This window comes from Phenylobacterium terrae (assembly GCF_042681205.1).
Classification (GTDB): domain Bacteria; phylum Pseudomonadota; class Alphaproteobacteria; order Caulobacterales; family Caulobacteraceae; genus Phenylobacterium; species Phenylobacterium terrae.
Genome location: NZ_JBHUEY010000001.1, coordinates 779,367 through 802,163, shown reverse-complemented (window position 1 = coordinate 802,163; position 22,797 = coordinate 779,367). Strand labels below are relative to the sequence as shown.

At 71.0% G+C, this 22,797-nt stretch carries 23 protein-coding genes and 1 tRNA gene; 11 read left to right on the top strand and 13 right to left on the bottom strand.

Translation table 11 applies throughout. From position 1 onward, the window contains the following. Positions 1 to 139: 139 nt before the first annotated feature. Positions 140 to 973 carry an ABC transporter permease gene (locus tag ACFSC0_RS03985; RefSeq protein ID WP_377280405.1) on the top strand — a complete coding sequence of 278 codons (834 nt, stop codon included), beginning with the start codon at positions 140 to 142 and terminating at the stop codon, positions 971 to 973. Positions 974 to 1,069: 96 nt separating this feature from the next. Here ACFSC0_RS03985 and ACFSC0_RS03980 read toward each other — a convergent pair whose 3' ends face one another. Continuing rightward, positions 1,070 to 1,441 carry a SpoIIAA family protein gene (locus tag ACFSC0_RS03980; protein ID WP_377280406.1) on the bottom strand — a complete coding sequence of 124 codons (372 nt, stop codon included), beginning with the start codon at positions 1,439 to 1,441 and terminating at the stop codon, positions 1,070 to 1,072. 243 nt (positions 1,442 to 1,684) lie between these two features. Here ACFSC0_RS03980 and ACFSC0_RS03975 point away from each other — a divergent pair, with 243 nt between their 5' ends. The 3 genes from ACFSC0_RS03975 to ACFSC0_RS03965 all read left to right on the top strand — a co-directional run bounded on the left by ACFSC0_RS03975 (position 1,685) and on the right by ACFSC0_RS03965 (position 4,961). Further along, positions 1,685 to 2,863, top strand: a complete 1,179-nt coding sequence (locus tag ACFSC0_RS03975; RefSeq protein ID WP_377280702.1) for an aspartate aminotransferase family protein — start codon at positions 1,685 to 1,687, stop codon at positions 2,861 to 2,863. A gap of 70 nt (positions 2,864 to 2,933) precedes the next feature. Next, positions 2,934 to 3,869, top strand: coding sequence for an ornithine carbamoyltransferase (gene argF, locus ACFSC0_RS03970; protein ID WP_377280407.1), 936 nt, complete (start codon positions 2,934 to 2,936; stop codon positions 3,867 to 3,869). Positions 3,870 to 4,055: 186 nt separating this feature from the next. Further along, positions 4,056 to 4,961, top strand: coding sequence for an Hsp33 family molecular chaperone (locus tag ACFSC0_RS03965; RefSeq protein ID WP_377280408.1), 906 nt, complete (start codon positions 4,056 to 4,058; stop codon positions 4,959 to 4,961). Positions 4,962 to 5,093: 132 nt separating this feature from the next. On the opposite strand, the gene metZ is transcribed toward ACFSC0_RS03965, so the two are convergent. Next, positions 5,094 to 6,278 carry an O-succinylhomoserine sulfhydrylase gene (gene metZ / locus ACFSC0_RS03960; protein ID WP_377280409.1) on the bottom strand — a complete coding sequence of 395 codons (1,185 nt, stop codon included), beginning with the start codon at positions 6,276 to 6,278 and terminating at the stop codon, positions 5,094 to 5,096. 132 nt (positions 6,279 to 6,410) lie between these two features. On the opposite strand from metZ, the gene ACFSC0_RS03955 reads away from it, so the two are divergent. From ACFSC0_RS03955 to ACFSC0_RS03935, 5 genes are all read left to right on the top strand, one after another. After that, a complete protein-coding gene (locus tag ACFSC0_RS03955) occupies positions 6,411 to 7,430 on the top strand; it encodes a 2'-deoxycytidine 5'-triphosphate deaminase (protein WP_377280410.1) in 1,020 nt (339 codons plus the stop codon). A gap of 68 nt (positions 7,431 to 7,498) precedes the next feature. After that, positions 7,499 to 8,368: a TraB/GumN family protein gene (locus ACFSC0_RS03950; protein WP_377280411.1), complete on the top strand. Its 870-nt coding sequence runs from the start codon at positions 7,499 to 7,501 to the stop codon at positions 8,366 to 8,368. Positions 8,369 to 8,452: 84 nt separating this feature from the next. Beyond that, positions 8,453 to 8,878 carry a hypothetical protein gene (locus tag ACFSC0_RS03945; RefSeq protein WP_377280412.1) on the top strand — a complete coding sequence of 142 codons (426 nt, stop codon included), beginning with the start codon at positions 8,453 to 8,455 and terminating at the stop codon, positions 8,876 to 8,878. 3 nt (positions 8,879 to 8,881) lie between these two features. Then, positions 8,882 to 9,106 (top strand): hypothetical protein, encoded by a 225-nt coding sequence (locus ACFSC0_RS03940; RefSeq protein ID WP_377280413.1) that lies wholly within the window; start codon positions 8,882 to 8,884, stop codon positions 9,104 to 9,106. Continuing rightward, entirely contained in the window at positions 9,103 to 9,294 is a 192-nt protein-coding gene (locus ACFSC0_RS03935) for a helix-turn-helix transcriptional regulator (RefSeq protein WP_377280414.1), read from the top strand. The genes ACFSC0_RS03940 and ACFSC0_RS03935 overlap by 4 nt, the downstream gene beginning before the upstream one ends. Before the next feature lie 2 nt (positions 9,295 to 9,296). On the opposite strand, the gene ACFSC0_RS03930 is transcribed toward ACFSC0_RS03935, so the two are convergent. Together ACFSC0_RS03930 and ACFSC0_RS03925 are read right to left on the bottom strand one after the other, a co-directional pair. Then, positions 9,297 to 10,121, bottom strand: coding sequence for a flagellin (locus ACFSC0_RS03930; protein WP_377280415.1), 825 nt, complete (start codon positions 10,119 to 10,121; stop codon positions 9,297 to 9,299). Positions 10,122 to 10,231: 110 nt separating this feature from the next. After that, complete coding sequence (locus ACFSC0_RS03925) at positions 10,232 to 10,828, bottom strand: HD domain-containing protein (protein ID WP_377280416.1); 597 nt, start codon at positions 10,826 to 10,828, stop codon at positions 10,232 to 10,234. A gap of 143 nt (positions 10,829 to 10,971) precedes the next feature. Here ACFSC0_RS03925 and ACFSC0_RS03920 point away from each other — a divergent pair. Beyond that, positions 10,972 to 11,046 (top strand) — tRNA-Gly (locus ACFSC0_RS03920). A 20-nt stretch (positions 11,047 to 11,066) separates the two neighbouring features. On the opposite strand, the gene ACFSC0_RS03915 is transcribed toward ACFSC0_RS03920, so the two are convergent. The 3 genes from ACFSC0_RS03915 to ACFSC0_RS03905 all read right to left on the bottom strand — a co-directional run bounded on the left by ACFSC0_RS03915 (position 11,067) and on the right by ACFSC0_RS03905 (position 14,731). Beyond that, on the bottom strand, positions 11,067 to 12,605 hold the full coding sequence (locus tag ACFSC0_RS03915) for an alginate O-acetyltransferase AlgX-related protein (RefSeq protein ID WP_377280417.1): 1,539 nt from the start codon (positions 12,603 to 12,605) through the stop codon (positions 11,067 to 11,069). 1 nt (position 12,606) lies between these two features. Continuing rightward, positions 12,607 to 14,046, bottom strand: coding sequence for an MBOAT family O-acyltransferase (locus ACFSC0_RS03910; protein WP_377280418.1), 1,440 nt, complete (start codon positions 14,044 to 14,046; stop codon positions 12,607 to 12,609). Between the two features lie 328 nt (positions 14,047 to 14,374). Further along, on the bottom strand, positions 14,375 to 14,731 hold the full coding sequence (locus ACFSC0_RS03905) for a hypothetical protein (protein WP_377280419.1): 357 nt from the start codon (positions 14,729 to 14,731) through the stop codon (positions 14,375 to 14,377). Positions 14,732 to 14,903: 172 nt separating this feature from the next. Here ACFSC0_RS03905 and ACFSC0_RS03900 point away from each other — a divergent pair, with 172 nt between their 5' ends. After that, on the top strand, positions 14,904 to 15,524 hold the full coding sequence (locus tag ACFSC0_RS03900; protein WP_377280420.1) for an ATP-binding protein: 621 nt from the start codon (positions 14,904 to 14,906) through the stop codon (positions 15,522 to 15,524). On the opposite strand, the gene ACFSC0_RS03895 is transcribed toward ACFSC0_RS03900, so the two are convergent. From ACFSC0_RS03895 to ACFSC0_RS03870, 6 genes are all read right to left on the bottom strand, one after another. Further along, the gene (locus ACFSC0_RS03895; protein WP_377280421.1) at positions 15,521 to 16,225 is read right to left on the bottom strand and encodes a Crp/Fnr family transcriptional regulator; all 705 of its coding nucleotides are present in this window, start codon (positions 16,223 to 16,225) and stop codon (positions 15,521 to 15,523) included. The genes ACFSC0_RS03900 and ACFSC0_RS03895 overlap by 4 nt on opposite strands. Before the next feature lie 324 nt (positions 16,226 to 16,549). Next, entirely contained in the window at positions 16,550 to 17,047 is a 498-nt protein-coding gene (locus tag ACFSC0_RS03890) for a pyridoxamine 5'-phosphate oxidase family protein (RefSeq protein WP_377280422.1), read from the bottom strand. Between the two features lie 67 nt (positions 17,048 to 17,114). Next, entirely contained in the window at positions 17,115 to 18,074 is a 960-nt protein-coding gene (locus ACFSC0_RS03885; protein WP_377280423.1) for a CsgG/HfaB family protein, read from the bottom strand. 104 nt (positions 18,075 to 18,178) lie between these two features. Next, the gene (locus tag ACFSC0_RS03880; RefSeq protein ID WP_377280424.1) at positions 18,179 to 19,342 is read right to left on the bottom strand and encodes a lipocalin-like domain-containing protein; all 1,164 of its coding nucleotides are present in this window, start codon (positions 19,340 to 19,342) and stop codon (positions 18,179 to 18,181) included. Further along, on the bottom strand, positions 19,342 to 21,858 hold the full coding sequence (locus ACFSC0_RS03875; RefSeq protein ID WP_377280425.1) for an ABC transporter permease: 2,517 nt from the start codon (positions 21,856 to 21,858) through the stop codon (positions 19,342 to 19,344). The genes ACFSC0_RS03880 and ACFSC0_RS03875 overlap by 1 nt, the downstream gene beginning before the upstream one ends. Further along, on the bottom strand, positions 21,848 to 22,540 hold the full coding sequence (locus ACFSC0_RS03870) for an ABC transporter ATP-binding protein (RefSeq protein WP_377280426.1): 693 nt from the start codon (positions 22,538 to 22,540) through the stop codon (positions 21,848 to 21,850). The genes ACFSC0_RS03875 and ACFSC0_RS03870 overlap by 11 nt, the downstream gene beginning before the upstream one ends. Positions 22,541 to 22,797: the final 257 nt, after the last annotated feature.

Genomic DNA, 22,797 nt, shown 5'->3' with positions numbered 1-22,797 from the left:
TCTCTCAGCAACCACTAGATATCGTAAACAAGCCGTTAACGACCACAATAGGCGCCATGCTGTTCATCCACAGGAACAAGATGTTGCGGCGCCCTGCCGCACTCTTGCGGCGCGGCCTGCTTGGGCGCACATCAGCCTCATGAAGGACGTCCCCGACGACGTGGCCCTCGTGGAGGCCGTCATCCCGCCCGCGCCGCGCGACTATCACGGCGTCAACTGGGCCGGGTTCCGCACCCTCTATCTCCGGGAGATCCGGCGGTTCTGGAAGGTGGGGATGCAGACGCTGGCCGCGCCGGTGGTGACGGCGCTGCTCTACATGATGATCTTCGTGGTCGCGGTGGGCGCCAGCCGCCAGCCGGTCCCGGGCATCGGTTTCGCGACCTTCGTCGCGCCCGGCCTGATCATGATGAGCATCCTCAACAACGCCTTCGCCAACTCATCGTCGAGCCTGCTGCAGGCCAAGATGAACGGGCTGATCGGCGACTTCCTGACCCCGCCGCTGTCGCCGCCGGAGCATGTGGCCGCCTTCGCCCTGGGCGCGGCCACCCGCGGCATCGTCGTGGGGGCGGTGACCTGGGTCTCGGTGCTGCCGTTCACCGGCCTGCCCATCACCCACCTGTGGGCGGTGCTCTACTTCGGCGCCGGCGCCAGCGTGATCCTGGGCCTGCTGGGCATGATGGCCGGGCTGTGGGCCGAGAAGTTCGACCACATGGCGGTGGTCACCAACTTCATCGTCATGCCCATGACCTTCCTGTCGGGCACCTTCTACCTCGTCGAGCGGCTGCCCGAGCCGTTCCGCACGGCCAGCCACTTCAACCCCTTCTTCTATCTGATCGACGGCTTCCGCTACGGCTTCATCGGCCACGCAGAGGGCAGCCTGTTCACCGGCGTCGGCGTGACCGCCGGCCTGGTGATCATGCTGACCTGCCTGTGCCTGTGGATGTTCGAGACGGGGTACAAGCTGAAGACGTAGCGCTCGGCGCGGTGACAGGTAGCGCCGTGCCGGCGCAACCAGTCACCGAAGCGCGCCGGTGACTGGTTGGGCGAAGCCCTACCTGTCACCCATCTCCTAGCTCTCCCCCGCCGCCCAGCGCATCGCCGCCTCGCGCTCCTCGGGGGCGAAAGCTCTCGCTTCGACCTGGGGGATGACGGGGTCGAGGGTGGAGACCAGCGCCTTCAGCCAGGCCTTGTCGGTGACCAGGGCGGCCCGGCGGAAGCGGCTCCATTCGCGGAACTTCATCAGGCTGTAGCGGAAGTCCTTCATCATCGCCTCGGGGCTGATGTCGGAGAAGCCGGTCATGTCGGCGAACACGCCCACCGTCTCGTGGCCGCGCAGCTTCTCCTCCACCGTCTCGATGATCCGGTCGTAGTCGGCGGCGCTGACGTGGCCGGCGAGGCGGTAGGCCAGCACGTGGTCGGGCGCCGGCAGGACTTCGATCATGGCTCAACTCCGCATCTCGGACGCCAACCAGCGAAGCCGGCTCTCGAAACGGAAGGGGGCGGGCGCCCAGAACGAGCGTTCCGGTGTGGCCGCCAAGTCATTGACAGGCCGGCCCCGTGCGTCGAAAAGGTGCAGCCTTCCAGTCCCCGTCGCCACGCGGCGGGGATGTTCGTCTTTTGGAGGGCGTCTCCCGTGACCGAAAAGACCGCGACGCAAGCCGCGCCCGTTCCCAGCGACCACATCATGGGCGTGTACAACCGCGCTCCGCTGGCGTTCGAGCGAGGCGAGGGCTCGCGACTTTTCACGGCCGACGGCGAGGCCTACCTCGACTGCCTGGCGGGCATCGCGGTCAACGCGCTCGGCCACAGCCATCCCAAGCTGGTCCAGGCGCTGAAGGACCAGGCCGACAAGCTCTGGCACGTCTCCAACATCTTCACCATCCCCGGACAGGAGAAGCTGGCGGCCAAGCTCTGCGAGCTGACCTTCGCCGACATGGTGTTCTTCACCAACTCGGGCGCCGAGGCGATCGAGTGCGCCATCAAGACGGCGCGCAAGTATCACTGGGCCAAGGGCGCGCCCGAGCGGGTCGACATCATCGGCTTCGAAGGCAGCTTCCACGGGCGGACCATCGCGGCGGTGAACGCCTCGGGGAACGCCTCCTACCTGGAAGGGTTCGGACCGCGCCTGCCCGGCTTCATCCAGCTGCCGTACGACGACCTCGACGCGCTGCGCGCGGCGGTGGGGCCGACCACGGCGGCGATCATCATCGAGCCGGTGCAGGGGGAGGGCGGCGCTCGGGCCCTGTCGGAAGCCAGCCTCAAGGCCCTGCGCCAGCTCTGCGACGAGACCGGCACGCTGCTGATCTACGACGAGATCCAGTGCGGCCTGGGACGCACCGGCAAGCTGTTCGCCCACGAATGGGTGGAGGGTGCGGCGCCCGACATCATGGCCATCGCCAAGGCGCTCGGCGGCGGCTTCCCCGTGGGCGCGTGCCTGGCCACCGCCGAGGCCGGCGCCGGCATGAGCGTGGGCTCGCACGGCTCGACCTACGGCGGCAATCCGCTGGCCATGGCCGTGGGCCTGGCCGCCATGGAAGAGCTCGCCAGCCCCGAGCTGATGGCCCACGTCCGTGAGGTGGCCGGCTACTTCACCCAGCAGCTCTCCGGCCTGCAGGAGCGCTATCCCGACGTCGTCCTCGACATCCGCGGCAAGGGCCTGCTGATCGGCGTCAAGCTCGCCACGCCGAACCGCGAGTTCATGCAGCACGCGCGCGATGCGCACCTGCTGGTGGCCGGCGGCGGCGACAACTGCGTGCGCCTGCTGCCGCCGCTCGTCCTCACCCTCGAAGAAGCCCGCGAGGCCGTCGAGAAGCTCGAACGCGCCTGCGAGGCCGCCCGCCAGAAGGCCAGGGCCGCCGCCTAACGGCCCCGCTCAATCCCTCCGCTCTCCCCGCTTCGGCGGGGCGAGCGGCGTTGGGACGGAAACCCAAGACATGACCCAACCCGTCAGACACTTCGTCGACCTCTGGAAGCTCGAGGCGGCGGACATCCGCGCCATCCTCGACGACGCCCACGCCCGCAAGAAGGCCCGCCTGGGCTGGCCCAAGGGCCGCGTCGACGCCGACGCGCCGGCCAGGGACCGGACGCTGGCGATGATCTTCGAGAAGAACTCGACCCGCACCTGGTTCTCCTTCGACGCCGCCATGCGCCAGCTGGGCGGGGCGGTGATCATCTCCACCTCGGCCGACATGCAGCTCGGCCGCGGCGAGACCATCGAGGACACCGCCAGGGTGCTGTCGCGGATGGTGGACGCCATCATGATCCGCGCCAACCGGCACGAGGACGTGGAGCGGCTGGCCCTGTCGGGCTCGGTGCCGATCATCAACGGCCTCTCCGACCGCGCCCACCCGTGCCAGATCCTGGCCGACATCCAGACGATCGAGGAGCACCGCGGGCCGATCGCGGGCAAGACCATCGCCTGGGTGGGCGACGGCAACAACGTCTGCTCCAGCTTCATCCACGCCGCGCCCAAGCTCGGCTATAAGCTGAACATCGCCTGCCCGGCGGTCTACCACCCCGACCTGGTGGACCTGGCCCGCGCCGCCCAGGAGCAGGGCAAGATCGAGATGACCGACGACCCGCGCGAGGCGGTCCGCGGCGCCGACGTGGTGGTCACCGACACCTGGGTCTCCATGGGCGACACCGACCACGACGAGCGGCTGGAGGCGCTGGAGCCCTATCAGGTGGACGCCGCGCTGATGCGCGAGGCCAACTCCGACGCCGTCTTCCTCCACTGCCTGCCCGCCCACCGCGGCGAGGAGGTGACGGACGAGGTCATGGACGGGCCGCAGTCCCTCGTCTGGGACGAGGCCGAGAACCGCATCCACGCCCAGAAGTCCATCCTCGCCTGGTGCTTCGGCGCGATCTGAGCGCCCCCTCCGTCCCGGCGCTCACGCGCCGATCCACCTCCCCCGTATGCTGCGCTACGGGGGAGGATCTGACGCTCTCGCTCCTCCCCCGCAGCGCCGACTGCGGGGGAGGGGGACCGCGAAGCGGTGGAAGGGGCGCGACAGTCCCGCTCGAAACGGCGCACGCCGCACCCTATATGGCCGCCAATGTCTGACACCCGAATTCCCGACGACCTGGTCGGCGCCTTCCAGATCGAAGGCGAGCCCGTGCGCGGCCGCCTGGTGCGCCTGGGCCCCGCCATCGACAAGATCCTCACCGGCCACGCCTATCCGGAGCCGGTGGCCAACCTGCTGGGCGAGTGTTGCGCGCTCGCGGCCCTGGTGGGCTCCAACCTGAAGTTCGAAGGCCGGCTGATCGTCCAGGCCCAGGGCTCGGGGCCGGTGCGTTACGTGGTCGCGGACTACGACACCACCGGCGCCCTGCGCGGCTACTGCCGGTTCGACGAGGACGAGGTGGCCGAGGCGACCAAGGGCTTCGCCCGCCCCGGCGCCCGGACCCTGCTGGGCGACGGGGTGTTCATCATGACCGTCGACCAGGGTGCGGACATGGACCGTTACCAGGGCGTCACCGCCATCGAGGGCGAGACCCTGGCCCTGTGCGCCGAGCAGTATTTCGCCCAGTCGGAGCAGACGCCGACGCGGGTGCGGCTGGCGGTCGGCCAGGCCGACGTCGGCCACGGGATGGCCTTCCGGGCCGGCGGCGTGCTGATCCAGAACATCGCCGAGGACGACGCCCGCGGCTCCACGGCCGACGCCTGGGAGCGCACTCAGGCGCTGTTCGAGACCCTCGGCGAGGACGAGCTGATCGACCCGTCCCTGGCCTCGAAGACCCTGCTCTGGCGCCTGTTCCACGAGGACGGCGTGCGGGTGTTCGAGGACAAGCCGCTGAAGGCCTTCTGCCGCTGCTCGCAGGACCGGATCGAGACGGTGCTCCGCTCCTTCGGCCCCGACGAGCGCGCCGACATGGTCGAGCCCGACGGCAAGATCCGCGTCACCTGCGAGTACTGCAGCCGCGTCTACGCGGTCGAGCCGAAGGCGCTCGAGAACGCTTAAAGAGAAGATCCTCCCCCGCAGGGGGATGGGGACCACGAACTGGTGGAGGGGGTTCCCACGCACCGAGTCAGCGGGCGTGAACCCCCTAAGTCCCTTCGGGACAGCTCCCCCTGAGGGGGAGCGCCGTTGCGCCTACGCCGCGTCCAGCGCCCGCTCGACGTCGCGCGTGAGGTCCTGGGCCGCTTCCAGGCCGACGCTCATCCGCACCCAGCCGTCCGTCAGGCCGATCTCCAGCCGGTCGGCCTCGGGCATCGAACGGTGGGTGGTCGTCCAGGGATGGGTGGCCATCGACTTGGCGTCGCCGAGGTTGTTGGAGATGTCGACGATCTGCAGGGCGTCCAGGAACCGCCAGGCGGCGGCCTGGTCGCCCAGGTCGAAGGCCACGACGTTGCCGCCGCCGCTCATCTGATTGGCGACGATCCCGGCTTGCGGGTGGTCCGGCCGGCCGCAGTAGACGACCTTCCGCACCTTGGAATGGGCGGCGATCGCGTCGGCGACCCTGGCCGCGTTCTCGGTCTGGCGGCGGACCCGCAGCTCCAGCGTCTCCAGGCCCTTCAGCAGCACCCAGGAATTGAACGGCGACAGCGCCGGCCCGGTGTGGCGCAGGATGTCGCGGTAGGCCTCGTCGATCAGCTTGGCGCCGGCCAGGATCGCCCCGCCAAGCACCCGGCCCTGGCCGTCGATGTGCTTGGTGGCCGAGTAGACGACCACGTCGGCGCCCAGCGCCAACGGCTTCTGGTAGATCGGCGTGGCGAACACGTTGTCGACCACCAGCTTCGCGCCGATCTCCTTGGCGATGTCGGCCACGGCGCCGATGGGCGTGACCTCCAGCAGCGGGTTGGCCGGGCTCTCCACCAGGAAAGCCTTGGTGTTGGGCCGCACGGCGTTGCGCCACTCGGACGGCTCGACGGCGTCCACGAAGGTGGTCTCCACCCCGAACCTGGGCAGCCACTCGGCGACGATCCAGCGGCAGGACCCGAACAGCGCCCGGCCGGCCACGATGTGGTCGCCGGCGCGGACGAGGCCGGAGAGGGCCACCTGCACCGCGCTCATCCCCGACGAGGTCGCCCGGCAGGCCTCGGCGCCCTCCAGCAGGGCCAGCCGGTCCTCGAACATCTGCGTCGTGGGATTGCCGAAGCGCTGGTAGATGAAGCCCGGCGCAGCGCCGGCGAACCGGGCGTTGGCCGCCGCGGCGCTCTCGTAGGCGAAGCTCTGGGTGAGGAACAGGGCCTCGGAAATCTCGCCGTATTCGGTGCGCGCCATGCCGCCGCGCACCAGCCGCGTCTCGAGCTGCCAGTCCTTGGGGTCTTCGGCCATCGCACGTCTCCTTCGCCGCGGCTGGCATCAACGGCAGGCGCCCGCCTCCGTCAAGCTTGGCGATCTCATTGTCGGCTTAGGTTTTCTCGTCGCCTTGCCAGACTCAGGCGGAGCGGTGATCGTCGCCGGCCCATGATCCAGAACAGCCCGGCCGGCATCCTGCCCGCCCAGTCCATCGATGCCCTGCTGGAGACCGGCGCCGTCACTTCGGCGACCGCCTTCGATGCGGACCAGGTCCAGCCGGCCAGCCTGGACCTGCGCCTGGGCGCGCGGGTGTGGCGCGTGCGCGCCTCCTTCCTCCCGGGCCGCGGCCGCACCGTCGCGGAGCGGATGGCGGCCGTCGCCATGCACGAGCTGGACCTCACCCGCGGGGCGGTGCTGGAGCGCGGCTGCGTCTACATCGCAGAGCTGCAGGAGCGGCTGAAGCTGCCGGCCGGCGTCTCGGCCCGGGCCAACCCGAAGAGCTCCACCGGCCGGGTGGACGTCTTCGTGCGCCTGCTCACCGACAATGGCATCGCCTTCGACGACGTGGTCGAGGGCTACGAGGGCCCGGCCTTCATCGAGATCGCGCCGCAGACCTTCTCGGTTCTGGTGCGCACCGGCACCCGGCTCAACCAGCTGCGGCTGAAGCGCGGCGAGCCCGCCAAGCTGTCGATCCGCAGCGTCGGGGTGGACCTGTCCAACGGCGTCGCCGGCTTCCGCGCCCGCCGCCACGCCGGGGTCATCGACCTGGACCACGTCGACGGCCACGACCCGCGCGACTACTGGGAGGCGCTGAAGCCCTACCACGGCCAGCTGCTGCTCGATCCCGGCGAGTTCTACATCCTGGCCTCCAAGGAGCCGATCGAGATCCCGGTGATGGAGGCGGCCGAGATGACGCCGATCGACCCGTCCGTCGGCGAGTTCCGGGTGCACTACGCCGGCTTCTTCGATCCGGGCTTCGGCACGGAGGAGGCGCGGGGGCAGGGGTCGAAGGCCGTGCTGGAGGTGCGCAGCCACGAGACGCCCTTCCTGCTGGAGGACGGCCAGACGGTCGCGCGGCTGGTCTACGAGCCCCTCACCGAGCGGCCGAGCCTGCTCTACGGCGACCGTGGGTCGCACTACCAGAGGCAGGGTCTGAAGCTATCCAAGCACTTCAAGCCGTGGATATGATCGCCCCGGGTGCGTGACCCAAGAACTGGGTCGCGGCGGACGGGTCGAGGTTACGGGTGCGATTTCGGGTGAGGGCGGCGCTTGCCGCCGTGGGCGCCGCTGCGGCGCTGGCGACGACGGGGGCGGCCGAGGCCGCGCCGGCCATGTGGGTGGTCCGCGACGCGGACTCCGAGATCTTCCTGTTCGGCACCATGCATGCGCTCAAGCCCGGCGCCGACTGGCGCACGCCGGCCTACGAGGCCGCCTACCAGAAGGCCGAGGCGGTCTGGTTCGAGGCGGTGGTCGACCCTATCGAACCGGGGGTGATCAGCGGCCTTGTCGAGCGCTACGGCGTCGATCGCGAGCGGCCCCTGAGCAGCCGGCTCTCGCCGCGCCAGCTGAAGGACCTCGAGGCCGTGCTGGCCGAGGGCGAACTCACCGTCGCCAAGATCGACCACCTGCGCCCGTGGGCGGCGGCGCTGGTGTTGTCGATGCAGCCGGTGCGCGGCGGCGGGGCGAGCGTCGAGGCCGGCGCCGACATGGTCGTGACCCGCCAGGCGCGCCAGGCGCAGAAGCCGATCCGCGCCTTCGAGACCATGGAGGACCAGGTCCGCATGTTCGCCGGCCTGCCGCCCGAGGTGGAGCTGCAGTATCTGGTGGACGTGATCGCCGAGCGGCGCGGCAAGGGCGTGCGCAAGGGCTCGCATGCGGACGCCTGGATCCGCGGCGACGTCGGCCGCCTGGGCAAGGGCGTGGTCGGGGCGATGCAGTCCGACATGCCCCAGTTCTACGACGCCCTGCTGAAGCGCCGTAACCACGCCTGGGCCGAGGCGCTCAGCGACCAGATGGCGGGCGAGGGCGTGCAGCTGGTCAACGTCGGCGCCCTGCACCTGCTCGGCGACGACGGTCTGCCGGCCCTGATGAAGGCCCGCGGCTACCAGGTCGAACGCATCCAGTAGCAAGCAGGCTCGACGTTTTGTCAGGTTTGCTTGACATGACCCGAGGTGTCATGTTTCCTTGTCATAAGGACAAGGAGGCAAGACATGCCTGGTCTGCGACACCTGCCGACGCCCGTCTTCTGGATTGCGACGCTGGCGCTCGGCCTGGTCATGGGTATGGCCCTGAGTTCCTTGAGGGGCGCGCCGCCGCTCCTCGGCGCTCTCCTCGGGCTGCTGATCCTGCTGGCCGGCGGCTCGCTCGCGGTGCTGCTCTGGCGCCGGCTCGACGAGGTCGCGCGGGAGGCCCACAAGTGGGCCTGGTACTGGGGCGCGCCGATCGCGCTGCTGCTCGCGGCGCTGACGCTGTTCCTCGAGATCGTGCCGAGCGAGCGGCTGCTCGCCGCCGAGAGCAGGCAGGAGCTGTTCTTCCTGGGCTTCGGCTACTGCGCCGCCGCCCAGATGGGCGGCTACCTCATCGCGTGGATCGGCTGGTGGATCAGCCGCAGCTTCGACTTCGGCACGGGGCGCTGAGCCATGCGGACCGTTCGCACGCGGCTTCCCCTGGGCCTCGTCATCCTGCTTGCGGCGGCGACGCTGCCGGTCTCCGCCGAGGGACGGGCATTGGCCACGGCCTACCGCGCCTCCGCCGCCGCTCTCCTGGCCGACGCGCTCGTCGAGGAGGTCAAGATGGTCGTCCTCAGCCGCCTTGCCCTGCCCGTCGCCGCCAGCTGGCGCGCGGAGCCGGAGGCGCGGCCATGAAGAACCGCCTGAGGGTGCTGCGCGCCGAGCGCGACTGGAGCCAGGCGGATCTGGCCGAGCGGCTGCAGGTCTCCCGCCAGAGCGTCAACGCCATCGAGACCGGCAAGTACGACCCGTCCCTGCCGCTGGCCTTCAAGATCGCCCGGCTGTTCGGCCAGCCGATCGAGGCGATCTTCCAGGACGACTAGGCTCAGCGCTGCTGGAACAGCTGCAGGATGATCGAGGGCTGACGGTTGGCCATGGAGAGGGCCATGATGGCCAGCTGCTGGCGCACCTGCAGCGCCTGCCAGCGGGCGCTCTCCTTGGCCAGGTCCGCGTCCACCAGCCGGCCGATGGAGGCCTCCATGGTGTCCTGCAGCTTCCCCACATACTCGAGGTGGGTCTGCAGCGCCTTGTGACCGGTGCCCAGCCGTCCGAGCGCGCTGTTGACGTTGGACAGGCCCGTGCTCAACGCCTCGATGGTGGTGCTGTCGACCGTGCCGGTCAGGTCGGTCGGCAGGCCGCTGAGCGCGGAGCCCGTTGTCGACAGGTCCACATGGGCCACGCTGATCCTGCCCCCCTTGGTGTCGGCCAGCGCCTGGACGCTGTCGCTCCCGCCTGCGGAGATCAGGTTGATGCCGTTGAAGTCCGATGTGTTGGCGATCTGGTCGATGCGCCGGCGCAGCGACAGGTATTCTTCGTTGACCGCAGCCCGTTCGGTGCTGCCGGCGGGGAAGTCCATGGCCGCCACGGCCTTGTCCTTCATCTGCAGGACGAGGTCCGAAATGTTCTCGCCGGCCATCATGGCCACGTCGACCACGGCCTGACCGCGCTGAATCGACAGCGACACCTGCTTCAGCCCGCCCAGCTCCGAGCGCTGCATCTGGGCGATGGCCCAGGTGGACGGATCGTCCTTGGCGCTGGCCACGCGCAGTCCCGTGGTGATGCGCTGCTGGACGACGGCCAGCTCGCGATTGATCGCGTTCAGCGTCGCCAGGGCCGACATGGCCCACACGTTGGTGTTGACGCTCAGCATCGCCGCCGCCGTCCGTTCGGATGGCCCGCGCTTTTGCGCAGGCGGGACCTTTTGTCCCGCCCTCACCCTGCCACATCAGGATTAGCCGAAGGTTAGCACCCTGTGCGGGTCTACGCCTCGGCGTTCTCCTTGCGGTAGATCGACCGTTTCGGCTGGGCCATCACCCGCCGCAGCATGGGCTCGAAGGCCTCCAGCGGCATGGACTCGTAGTTCGGGTCGAAGCTGTTCTGGTCGTAGAGGTGGCAGAACTGGGCCGTGTATTCGAACCACGGGTGGCCGCGGAACTGCTCGCGCATGTCCCTGTCTAGACCCAGGTGATGGAAGAAGTAGTAGCCCTGGAAGATGCCGTGCTTGTCCAGCATCCAGTGGTTCTGCTCGGAGACGTAGGGCTTCAGGATCACCGCCCCGATCTCAGCGTGGTTGGACGGGCCCAGCACGTCGCCGATGTCGTGTAGCAGGGCGCAGACGACGTACTCCTCGTCGCGGCCGTCCTTGAAGGCGCGGGTGGCGGTCTGCAGGCTGTGCTCCAGCCGGTCGACCGCGAAGCCGCCGTGGTCCGACTTCAGCAGGTTGAGGTGGGCCAGGATCCGGTCCGGCAGCGTGCCGCGGAACGGCGCGCCGGCCTGGCCGATGGCCATCCAGTCTTCCTTGGTCCCGTCCACCATCGCGTGGAACTTCGCCCGGGGCAGGGCCTCTCCGTCGGCCATGGCGGCGTCTCCTCTTGTGCTTATTGGCCGATGGTGCGGCGGCCCGTCGCGGGCGTCAACGCAGCTCCGGCGCCGGCGGCCTTGCGCCTGCCGGGGCGGAACGCTAACTGAGACGGCCTGCCGCGACCCGCTCGCGGCCCGGCGCGGGTGTAGTTCAGAGGTAGAACGTCAGCTTCCCAAGCTGAATGTCAGGGGTTCGATTCCCCTCACCCGCTCCAAGCTTTTCCGCACGAGAGACCTAGCCGATCCGCACCTTCGGGCCGTCGCAGGCGATCCAGCCGTCGCGGGTGGTCCGGTAGAGCGTCAGGTCGTAGGCGCCGGCGGCGAGGGCCGCGGTAAGCAGCCGGACGTCGAACCCGTTCGGCTGGCCGACGGGACGCTGGAAGGCGGCGGCCAGGTCCGGCCTCGGCCGGGAGATCTCGATCTCCTGCACCACGTCGGCGCCCGATCCGCGGAGTCGGACCGCCGCTCGCCCATAGCCGGGTTCGGCCCGAAGGTCGGAGATCCAGCCGGCGAGCTGCAGCTGGCCTTGGCGCCATGCCGCGCGATCCACCGCGCACGCGCCCGTCCTCGCAGCCGCGGCGAACGCCGCGCGCTCGTCGGCGCGCACGGGGCGAAGCGACCTGCGCTTGTCCAAGGCCGTCTCGATGGCCGGATAGGCGGGCCGAGCCGGCGGCGGCGCGAGCCGCAGCGCAGCGCCCAGTCCGGCTTCCTGGACCTGGAGGATGACGAAGTCCGGGCGATAGGTCTCGACCAGGTCCGGCCGCCACAGGCCGTCGTCGATGTGCGTCAGGACGACCCTGCTGAAGTGGCCCGTCAGGAACGGGAGCAGGGCGTTGGAGAAGGAGTCCCGCTGCATCAGCAGGACCGGCTTGCCGACCTCGCCGGTGTCGACGACCTGCGGCGCGGTGAAGTCACGGCGGCCGCCGCGCAGCCACGTCGTCCGCCACCCGGCCGCGGCAGGATCTTCATAGGCCCGGTAGCGGATCGGAACGAAGCTGGCGACGCCGATCATCCTGGCGAGATCCCGAGGGCGCTTCGGGTCGCTGACGTTCGGCCTGAAATCGCTGAGCGGCCGCGTCGGCTCCCGCAATCCCTGGGCCCGTAGCGCCTCCATGATGGCGACATAGCCGGCGTAGGCGCCGTCGCCGGTCCAATGGGTGTCGTGACGGCTGAACGTCGTCACGCCGGCCGCCTTGGCCGCGGCCAGCGCGGGCTCCAGGTGGAGCATCCGCCCCGGCACGGCCTCTGCGGCGAGATCGGCCAACGCCCGGCCGTATCGCGTCGGGTCGAGGCGGAACCATCCAGGGGCGTACTCGGGGTAGATGGTCTCCTGCAGCGGGGGCGCGACGACCAGATAGGCCGCCCCGCGGGCCTGAAGGTATTCGGCGCGGGCCTGCAGATTGGTCAGCTGCGAACGGGCCTCGGGCTCGGTGAGCCGGCGCACGCCGCGCCCGTTTCCCAGCAGGCTGCCGTCGTTGAAGTAGAGCCAGCCCTCGCGCCCGGCCAGGACCTTGTCCGAACCGCTCACGCCGAACTGCAGGCGCACATAGTTGAGCGTCGAGATCAGGTGCCGCCGGGCCGGAAAGTTGTCCGCGACGTAGGCGTCGGCCTGGCGGCGCACCTCGGCCAGGTCGGCGGTCAGCTCGGGCGCCGGCGCCAGCCTTCGGCCCTCGCGCAGGTCAGGTTTCGGAAGAAGGCCGGGCAGGGCGAACGCGGCGATCACCAGCGCAGCGGCGCCGGCCGTGAGAGCTCGCCGGGGCAGAGGATGGCTCATGCTAGAAGCGGAAGTACAGGAAGGGGTTGAGCGACGTCCCCGCGAGCACCGCGACGCTGAGGGCGAACCCGGGCAGCAGAAGCGCAGCCGGGATGGCCGCGACCCCTCTCGTGTCCAGATGTGGCGGCAGGTCGGGCGACGGCGCGTCGGAGGGCGGCGCCTTCAGACGCCGCAGGAGGGCAGGCGCGAGCGGGACCGAGAGCAGCATTCCCGCGACGAAGGCGGTCACGACCTCGGCGTTGACGAGGTGCTGCAGCTGAAGGCTCGAGGACTCGAAGCTGCGGACGTTCAGCATGGCCCTTACGTACGCGATGGCCTGGGGAAGCGTCTCGGCGCGGAAGATCACCCAGCCGACGATGACGACCGCCAGCACATAGGCATGGCGGCCGGCGGCCGGCGCCTTCTCGAGGATGCGACCAAAGCCGACGCGCTCGATGACGAGGAAGGCGCCATGGAAGAGCCCCCACACGACGAAGGTCCAGGCGGCGCCGTGCCACAGGCCGGTCAGCAGGAACACGATGGTGAGGTTGCGGAGCGTCTTCACCTGGCCGCCGCGGTTCCCGCCGAGCGGGATGTAGACGTAGTCGCGGAACCAGGATGACAGGGAGATGTGCCAGCGCCGCCAGAAGTCGGTGATCGAGGTGGCCGCGTAGGGAAAGTCGAAGTTCTTGGGAAAGGTGAACCCCAGCATGAAGGCCAGGCCGATCGCCATGTTGGAGTAGCCGCAGAAGTCGAAGTAGATCTGCAGCGTGTAGGCGACCGCGCCCAGCCATGCCGTCGTCGCATCGATCGAGCCCGCGGGCAGCCCGAAGGCGAAGTCGGCCACGGGCGCCACGGTGTTGGCGATCAGCACCTTCTGGCACAGTCCGACGATGAAGTACTGGACGCCGAGGCCGATGCGTCCGGACCGCTTCCGGTCGGCGTGAAGCTCATCGGCGATGTGGGCGTAGCGGACGATCGGTCCGGCGATGAGGTGCGGGAACATCAGCACGTAGGTGGCGAACCGGGTGAGCGAGCGCTCGGCCGGCAGGACGCGCCGGTAGATGTCGACGGCGTAGCTGATCAGCTGGAAGGTGAAGAACGAAATCCCCAGCAGCAGATGATGCGACGGTTCCGGGAGAGGATCGTCCGGCAGCAGGTCGTTCAGCGAGGACGCGAGGAAGCCTGCGTACTTGAACCAGCCCAGCACGCTAAGATCGACGGCCACGACGCCGGCGAGGAGCGCCTTGCGTCTCGCCCCCCCGCTGCGGTCGATGAGCCGCACGCCGACGTAGTTGAGGACGATCAGGCCGCCGAGAAGGGCGAGGTATTTGCCTTCGCCCCATGCGTAGAACAGCGCGCTGCCGGCAAGAAGGACGGCCGTGCGCCAGCCGCTGACGTAGTAGGCGAGCAGGAAGAGCGGCAGAAAATAGAAGATGAAAATGATGGAGGAGAAGACCATGCCGCCCCACGGATCCCGCGCGCGCTCTTCAGACGCCAAGCGCGACAGGCCGGTCAAGCGATTCGGAGCGGTCTAGACGTCGGTCTGCGGCCGGAGCGGACTCAGAGCTTTCCAGAGCGGTACGTCAGGGGGCCGATTTCCCTCACCTGCTGCAAGCTTGGCCTAGCTCCTTGCCGAGCCTCGAAGATCGGTGGCGTCCGCGTCAGGCGCCGGTGGGGGCGGCGCCCAGTCGCCCATCGGGACGGAATGTCGGACGGCCGCGTGATCGTCCTGTCGGACTTCACCGCCTCGACGGCGGGGATGATCGTCCTCGCCTGAGGCTCCGGCCTCAGCCGCCCGCCGCCCGCGCCATCGCCCGCAGCTCGGCCTTGGTGTGGGCGGCGGTCACCGCGCCGTCGGTGACCGTGAAGCTGGTGGCGGGGGCGGAGACCAGGTCGCGGCCGATCCGCAGCACGACGCGGTCGGCGCCGTCGGGAACGTCGACCACCCGTTCGATCCGGCCGACCGTCGCGCCGCGGGCGTCCTTGACCACCGAGCCCGCCGTCAGCGGGCTGGAGCCGTCGACGGCGGCGTTGGCGTTGACGCCCGCCTGGTCGGCGCTGGGGGCCGCTTGGGCCGAGGCGTCTGCGGCCGCGCCCGCGGATAGGGCCGCCGCAAGGCAGATGAACACCAGCCGGGTCCGCATGGTCTTTCTCCTCGAGCTTGTCCGAGGAAGCGAACCCCTTGACCGGGCTCAGGTTCCGCCCGGGCGGGGCGGCGCGGGGCCTGCGACGCCAGCGCCCGGCGCGTTCCGGCGCAACCGGAGTATCGTCAATCGCGGCGCCGGGGGGACGCCGATTCGAGGCTGGTGGGCATCCATGAGCGAGTCTGCGGACGCGAACCATTCTGCCGAGGCCGCGGCCGCGCGCGCCGCCTCGGAGATGCGCCACCGCGCGGCCAACATCTTCCAGCTGCTCGCCGCCCTGGCGCGCATGCGCAGCCAGAAGGCCGCCGATCCCGAGCTGAAGCGCCAGCTGGCCTGGATGGCCGACGCCATCGGCTCGCTCGGAGCCCTGGAGCGGCACCGGCAGGCCGAGGGCGTGGACTTCGCCGGCTACCTGGCGGAGATGGCGCCGGTCTGGCGCCGCCGGCACGGGCTGAACGCCGCGGAGGTCGCGCTGGAGGCCGAGAGCTTCCTGCTGGGCGACAACGCCGCCGCGGCGGTGGCGGTGATCGCCCAGGAACTGGTCGGCAACTGCCTGGCGCACGCCTTCCCGGACCGGCCCGGCCGCGTGGTCGTCCACCTGGCCCGCGCCGGCGAGGGGCGCTGCCAGCTGACCGTGACCGACGATGGCTGCGGTTTCGACCCCGGCTCGGAGGAGGGCCGCGACGGCTTCGGCCTGTGGCTGGTCAGGAGCCTGGCCAGCCAGGCCCGCGGCGAGTTCGAGCTCGCCACCTCGCCCGGCGGCACGGTCGGCCGGCTGGTGTTCGCGATCTAGCCCGCCGCCGCCTGCGGCAGCGGCAGCAGCCGCTCGTAGGTCCGCCGGATCGAGGCGTAGCACTCGCAGGCGATGGCCTCGAGGCCCGCCCGATCGATGATGTCGACGATCCCGCGCCGATAGCGGATCACGCCCTTCTCCTGCAGCGCCCGGGCCACGGCGGTCACGGTGGTGCGCTGCACGCCCAGCATGTCGGCCAGGAACTCCTGGGTCAGCGCCACCCGGTCCTCGCTGATCCGGTCGTGGCAGGTGAGCAGCCAGCGGCAGAACCTGGCCTCGACCGAGTGCAGGGCGTTGCAGGCGACCGACTGGATGGCGTGCCCGAACAGCGCCTCGGCGTGCCGGTCGACGAGTTCGCGCAGGCGCGGGCTCTTCTCCCAGACCTCGTGCAATTGGGCCGCGCTGATGCGGCAGGCGCGGCAGGGGGTCTGGACGATGGCCCGGCCCAGCGACTGTCGCGGGGCGACAGCCGCGGTCAGCCCCAGCGCCCCCTCCGGACCGATGGTCGCCGATTCGATCGCCGCGCCGTTCTCCATCAGCGTCATCAGCGAGATGACCCCGTCGAGCGGGAAGTAGACCGTGTCGATGCGGTCGCCGGGATCGTACAGCAGCCGCCCCCGCTCCAGATCCACCAGAAGCAGATGGGGGGCGATCAGGGCGTAGTCGTCGCGCGGCAAGGAGGCGAGCAGACGGTTTTGCAACGGACGGACTGGCCTTTGCATGACGAATCGAAACGCCGCCCCCACGGCGACGGTTGCAAGTTATCGGGGGCAAAGGCGGCGGGCTGTCGAGAACTCGACACAAGCTTCACTAAAAACTGCCAGAAGCAGTTGTGTGATCGCGAAATCGAGTTGAGGTTCGAAGACCTCGTTCGTTTGACTATGTGTCGGAAAGTCGACCCAGCGGCGTCGTGTCCGCCGGATTAGATTAATGGAAGTTAGGCTTGTTTCAGCATTTCGCGGCGTCGCGCCCCGGCGGCCGGAGCCGCCGCCGGAGTGCGCAGAACCAGGCCCGAGGGGCGGACGTCAGTGGAGGTTGAGGTCCGCGCGCCCGCCCAGGTCCGGCTGCCGGCCACGCGCATTGGCCTTGGCGATCTCCCAGGCGAACTTGGCCGGGCCGGCGTCGGAGACCCACACCTGGGCGTCCTCCGCATCGAGGCGCAGCAGGGTCAGGCGCGGATCGTCCTTCCCTTCGGGGTACCAGGCGGCGACCACCGGGTTCCAGAAGCGGTCCATCCGCTCGCGGTCGTGCTGCTGGGTCAGCCGCCCGCCGATGGAGGCCCATAGCTTCTTGGCCTGGAACACGAACATCGCCTGGGCGCCCTGGGCCACCTGCTCGGCCAGTTCGGTGTCCTTGTAGGTGAAGAACCAGATCTGGCCGGTCTCCGGCTCGGCGAAGGCGGTCATCGGCTGGAAGTGATGCGGCTCGCCGCCGACGACGGCGAGCATGCCGATCTGTTCGTCGGCGATGTCTTTCCAAAGCCGCTTCTCGACGGCTTCGCGGTCGTTGGGGTCGGTCGCCATGTCAGCTCCTGGGTTGAGGGATTCGACACCCCTCAACCCGAAGCCGTCCGGCCGGTTCCGGCGGGCCTCAGCGCGGCGACAGGGCCGGCGAGGTGACCCAGCCGCGGTTGCCGGTCTCGTCGTCCACTTCCCACCAGATGCCGTTCCGCTGGCCGGTGGGATAGACCATGTCGCCGGACTGGAAGCTGCGCACCGACGGCGCCTGCGGGTTGGGCTGGCGGCGCATGACCACCGACGAGGTCACCGAATAGGCCTGGATGCCGGCGTTGGCGCTGGCTTGCTCGCCGGTCGGGGCCGAGTTCTGCAGGTAGCCGATCAGGTCGACGAAGGCGTTGTAGTAGGCCGCGCTGATCACCTTGCCGATGTCGGTGTCGGAGTAGCCGCCGCCGGCCAGCGCCGCGAAGCCCGACCAGCCCCAGCCGCCGACCCCGCCGCCGATCGAGACGTTGGTCTTCTGGGCCACGCCCTCGGCCACGTAGAGCTGCTCGGTGGTGCGCGCGTCGACCAGGGTCACCAGGGCCTGGGCCTGGGCGCGCTGGGTGCGGATCGAGCCGGCGATGGCCCCCGCCCGGCCGCCGATCAGCGAGCCGGCCAGGGCGCCGAAGTTGTTGCCGCCGGCGTCGGAGTCGGAGTTGGCGATGTCGGGGATGATGAAGAAGTCCGCCGCCGCCACCTGGCCGCGGCCGACGTTCGAGCCGCGCCGCAGGTCGCCGGAGGCGGCGAGGTCCGCCTCCTGGTTGCGCATGGCCAGGCCGGCGTTGCGGTCCACGACCCGCAGGCAGTTGGAGCGCGAGGCGAACAGCTTGATCAGCACCTCGGGGTTGGAGAGGCCGAGCTCGGTCCACCAGCGGGTCTCCGGCTCCTGGATGGCCACGCGGCCGAGCGGCTGGGCGCAGCGCGGCATCTCCGGCGTCGCCGCGTTCTTCGGCTGCTTCTTGTCCATGCCGTACTGGGCGGCGGCGGGGCTCGCCGACAGCATGGAGGCGGCCAGGCCAAGAGCCATGGCCGCGGAAAGGATGGCGCGCATTGAGAAGTCCCCCCCAAGGGATAGAGTCGGCCGAAGTTAATTCGGCGCCCATTACCGATCAATGATGCTCAAGGTTCGCCCGCCCCGGGAAGAAACTTCCGACGCTATAGTCGCAAGGTCCCCACGTAGCCGGTGAGCTCCAGGTAGCCCCGCGCCCCGTCCTGGCTGGTCACCGCCCCTTCCCAGTAGATCGGCCCGCCCGAGGCGCGGCTGTCGAGCTCCTGGTCGTCCATCAGCGGCGACAGCCGCCAGCGCCGCTCACCCTCTGGCGTGCGCACCGCGACCTCCTGTTCGACCGGGTAGACCCCGCCGGTCCGCGGCGAGCGCCAGCGGCGCAGCGGCGCGAAGCGGACGTCCTGCGGCGCGAAGCGGACGATGCGGCCGTCGGCGGTGCGCAGCGAACCGCCGGCCCACAGGGCGCCGCCCTGAGCATCCCGCACCTGGAAGGCCATCAGGGCGCCGCCGTCCGGCAGGTTGAGGCCGGTCCAGTCCCAGCCGACGGCGCGCGGGTCGAGGAGGGTGGAGGACCACTCGCGGTCCAGCCAGGCCTGGCCGGTCACCTTCTGGACCTGGCGGCCCCGCCTCAGCTCGCCGGCCGCCTTCAGTTGCGGGAGGCTGTAGTACCAGCTGGCCTGCGAGGCCTGCGGACCCTTGCGGCTGAACCCGGCCTCGCCCTGCAGCAGCTCCGGCTGGGTGGGGGCGAGCGTCAGGGTCAGCGCGAAGGCCTCGCCGCCGACGGTGGTGCGGAAGGATCCGTCGGGGGCGCGCCAGAGCCGCCAGTCGTCGATGACGAGGTCCGCGTCGCCGACCTTGGCCTCGGCGAGGCCGAAGCCGGCGCGGGCGATCCGCTGGTCGTGGATCAGCCGGCCGACCTCCGGATCGGAGACGGCGGCGTGGGCGAACAGCACCTGCTGGGGCGAGAAGAGGCTGGGGTTGGCCGGATCGGCGCCCGTCCGCGAGCGGAAGAAGGTGACCTGGAAGCCGAGGGGGCGGCCGCGCTCGTCCTGCAGCCAGCCGGTGACGTACCACCACTCGGTGCGGAAGGCCGGGTGGGCGCCGTGGTCGGCCGGGAAGCTCAGGGGCCGCCCGGGCGTGACCGGCGCAAAGCCGCCGTCGCCGCCGGCCTGCGGCGGGTCGGCCGGCGCACCGCCGACGGCGGCCGGCAGGGCGGGCGAAGAGCCGTTCTCGGCCTGCGGCTCAGCGGCCTCGTCGGGATCGGAACAGGCGGCCAAGGCCAGCACGGCGAGCGCCAGGAGAAGGCGGCGCATCACCAGTCCTCCCGCACGGCCTGCACCGCCTCGGCGGAGAGGGCGCGGCGGCCGGCCAGGAGGGCGGTCCCGGCCGAGGCGGCGACCAGGGCGACGGCCACCGTGGCGAACAGGCCGAGCGGCAGTCGGGTCTGCATGGTCCAGTTGAACGACTGCGGATTGATGACCCCGATCAGCACCTGGCTCATGGCCAGCCCCAGGCCGATGCCGGCGATGCCGCCCACCAGGCCCAGCAGGGCGCCCTCCGCCGCCAGCATGGCCGCGATCTCGCGCTTCAGGACGCCCAGGTGGCGCAGCATGCCGAACTCCTTGGTGCGGGCGAGCGTCTGGGCGGAGATGGTGGCGGCCACGCCCGCCAGCCCCACCAGGATGGCGATGGCCTCCAGCAGGTAGGTGACCGCGAAGCTGCGGTCGAAGATGGAGAGCGCCAGGCGCCGGAGCTCGCCGGCCTGGGCGAGCATCATCCGCTGGCCGACGCCCGGCGGGACCGCGCCGCGGATGGCGGCGATGGCGGCCTCCGCCTGGGCGCCCGACGCGAGCTCGACGGCCGCCTCGGTCCGCCGCGCCTCGCCGGTCAGGCGCGTGAAGTCGCGCACGTCCATGGCCAGGGCCCCGGACTGGCGGGCGTAGTCGCGCCAGACGCCGGCGACATAGACCTTCGCCGGCGGGCCCGCGCCGATGGGCAGCTCCAGGGTGCGGCCCGGCCGCCAGCCCAGCACCCGGACGGCGGGCTCGGAGGCCCAGACCGGCGTCAGGCCGTCCGGCGCCGGCCGCTCGGCGCCGATCAGCGGCAGGGTGCGGGCCGGGTCCTCGCGGGCGGTCAGGATGACGGGCGGCCGGTCCGGCGAGACGCTGAACGAGGTGCTGTAGGAGAAGTCGGCGCGCGCCACGCCGGGCGCGGCCGCGATGGCGGCCTGGGCCTCGGGCGAGAAGCCGCCGCCGTCCTCCAGGCGCAGGTAGAGGTCGGCCGGCAGCACCTGGCCCAGCCACTCGTCCACCGAGCCGCGGAAGCTGGTGACCATCACCGCCATGGCGATCATCAGGCTGGTGCTGGCGACGATGCCGCACAGGGCGATGGCCGCCTGCGAGGGGGCGCCCCACAGCCGCTTCAGCGCCAGGTCCAGCGGCGCCCGGCGGGTCCCGATCCGCTGCAGCGGCGAGAGCAGGACGCGGGCCAGCCAGGGCATGGCCGCCACCCCGCCGGCCAGCAGCAGGGCGATGGACGCGTAGCCGAACAGCGGAAGGCCGCCGACCGCCGGGGCGAAGGCCGCCAGCGCGCCGGCGGCGAGCAGGGCCAGCGCGATGCGGCCGCCCGGCGGCGCCCGCGGGTCGATGGCGTCGCCGACGTTCTTCAGCGCCTGGGCCGCCTGGACACGGGCGGCCTGGCGGGCGGGCAGCAGGCTGCCGAGCAGGGCGGCGGCCAGGCCCAGGCCCACGAACACCAGCGCCGCCCCGGGGGCGAAGACCAGCTGCGGGGGCGGGCCTTCGAAATAGCCGCCGCCCAGGTCGCCGCCGAGCAGGGCCAGCCCCGCCCAGGCAAGCCCCACGCCAAGCGCCAGGCCCGCCAGGGCGCCGGCCATCCCGATGACCGCCCCTTCCGCCGCGACCTGGACCAGCACCGCGCGGCGGGTCAGGCCCAGCACCCGGGCCAGCGCGAACTGCGGCCGGCGCCGCGCCACCGCCAGCGACTGGGCCGAGAAGACCAGGAAGCCGCCGGTCACCAGGGCGACGAGGGCCAGCATGTCGAGGTTCACCCGGTAGGCGCGGGAAAGCGCGTCGCTGCGCCGGGCCTCGGTCTGCGGATCGCCCAGTTCGGCCTGGGCGGGCAGCAGGGCGGAGATCCGTCGGCGGGCCTCGCCGGCGTCGGCGCCCTGATCCAGGCGCAGGTCGAGGCGGTCGAGCGCGCCGAGCCGGCCGAACCGCCACTGGGCGGCGGCGATGTCCATCACCGCCAGGCGCTGGCCCTCCGGCGCGGAGGGCAGGGTGCCGGCGATGCGCAGCCGCGCCGTCCGGCCGTTGGCGGCGACCTCCAGCGTATCGCCGACGGCGAGCCCGGCCGCCTGCAGCGCCGCCGGCGAGAGGAACACCGCCTCCGGGTCGAAGGCCGCGGGACCCGCGGAGGCCTCGCCCAGCAGGGCCGGGGTGACCTGGGCGGCGCGCAGCACGTCCAGGCCGATCAGCGTGGCCGGCGCGCGGGGCCCGAGGCTCGCGTCCATCTCCAGCGCCGGGCTGACGCCGGCGACGCCCGGCAGGCGCGCCAGCCGCGGGTAGAGCTGCTCGTCGAAGCCGGCGGGCGTGCGGCCGCGCACCTGCAGGTCCGCATCGCCGCTGACGGTACGCACTGCCTGGGCGAATTCGTTCAGCGCGGAGGCGTTGATCAGGTGGACGGCCAGGCCCAGGGCCACGCCCACGGCGATGGCGATGGCGCCCGCCAGCGCCCGGGCCGGGTGGGCGCGCCATTCGCCGAGGATCAGCCAGCGCAGGGCGGTGGGGCTGGCCAGCCCTTCAGCCGTCATCGCGGGCCTCCAGGCCCCGGCTGGTGAGCCTCAGGACCCGGTCGGCCGCCGCCGCCGCGGCCTCGGAGTGGGTGACCAGGATGGCGCCGGCCCCGGCCCGGCGCACCTCGCCTTCGAACAGCGCCAGCACCTTCTCGGCGGTCTCGGGGTCGAGGTTGCCGGTGGGCTCGTCGGCCAGGATCACCGCCGGCCGGTGGGCCAGGGCGCGGGCGATGGCGATGCGCTGCAACTCGCCGCCGGAGAGCTGCTGGGGATAGTCCTCGGCGCGGCCGTCCAGGCCGACGGCGGCGAGCATCTCCCGGGCCCGCGCCAGCGCCTCGGCGGCCGGCCGGCGCTGCAACACCAGCGGCAGGGCGATGTTCTGGGCCAGCGTCAGGTGGGGCAGGATGTGGAAGGCCTGGAAGACGAAGCCGATCCGGTCGCGGCGCAGCCGGGTGCGCGCATCGTCGGTGAGCCTCGAGAGGGCGACGCCCTCGATCTCCACCTCGCCGGCGTCGGCGACGTCGAGGCCGCCGATCAGGTTGAGCAGCGTGGACTTGCCGACCCCGGACTCGCCCATCACGGCCACGAACTCGCCGGGCTCCAGCCGCAGCTCGAGGCCCTCGAACAGCCGCCGCCCGCCGGGCACGGACTTGGAGAGGCCGGAAAGGCGGACCAGCGGCGCGCCGGCGGGGGAGGGCATGGCCGCCAGCCTATCCCGGCGGGCGATCCCTTCGCCAGCGCGGCGATGGTTAAACTATTCGCAATAGATTACATTGTCGTAACTTCCTTAAATCGGCGTCATTACGCCTCTTTAACAAGACTTCTCCGGAGCGCCTGAGTATCCATCAGGTCATAGACGAACACGTCAACAACACCGCTGCTCAGGAGAAACGCAGATGACCAACTACACCAACAAGATCGCCGGGATCGCCGCCATCGCCCTCGCCGCCCTGCCGC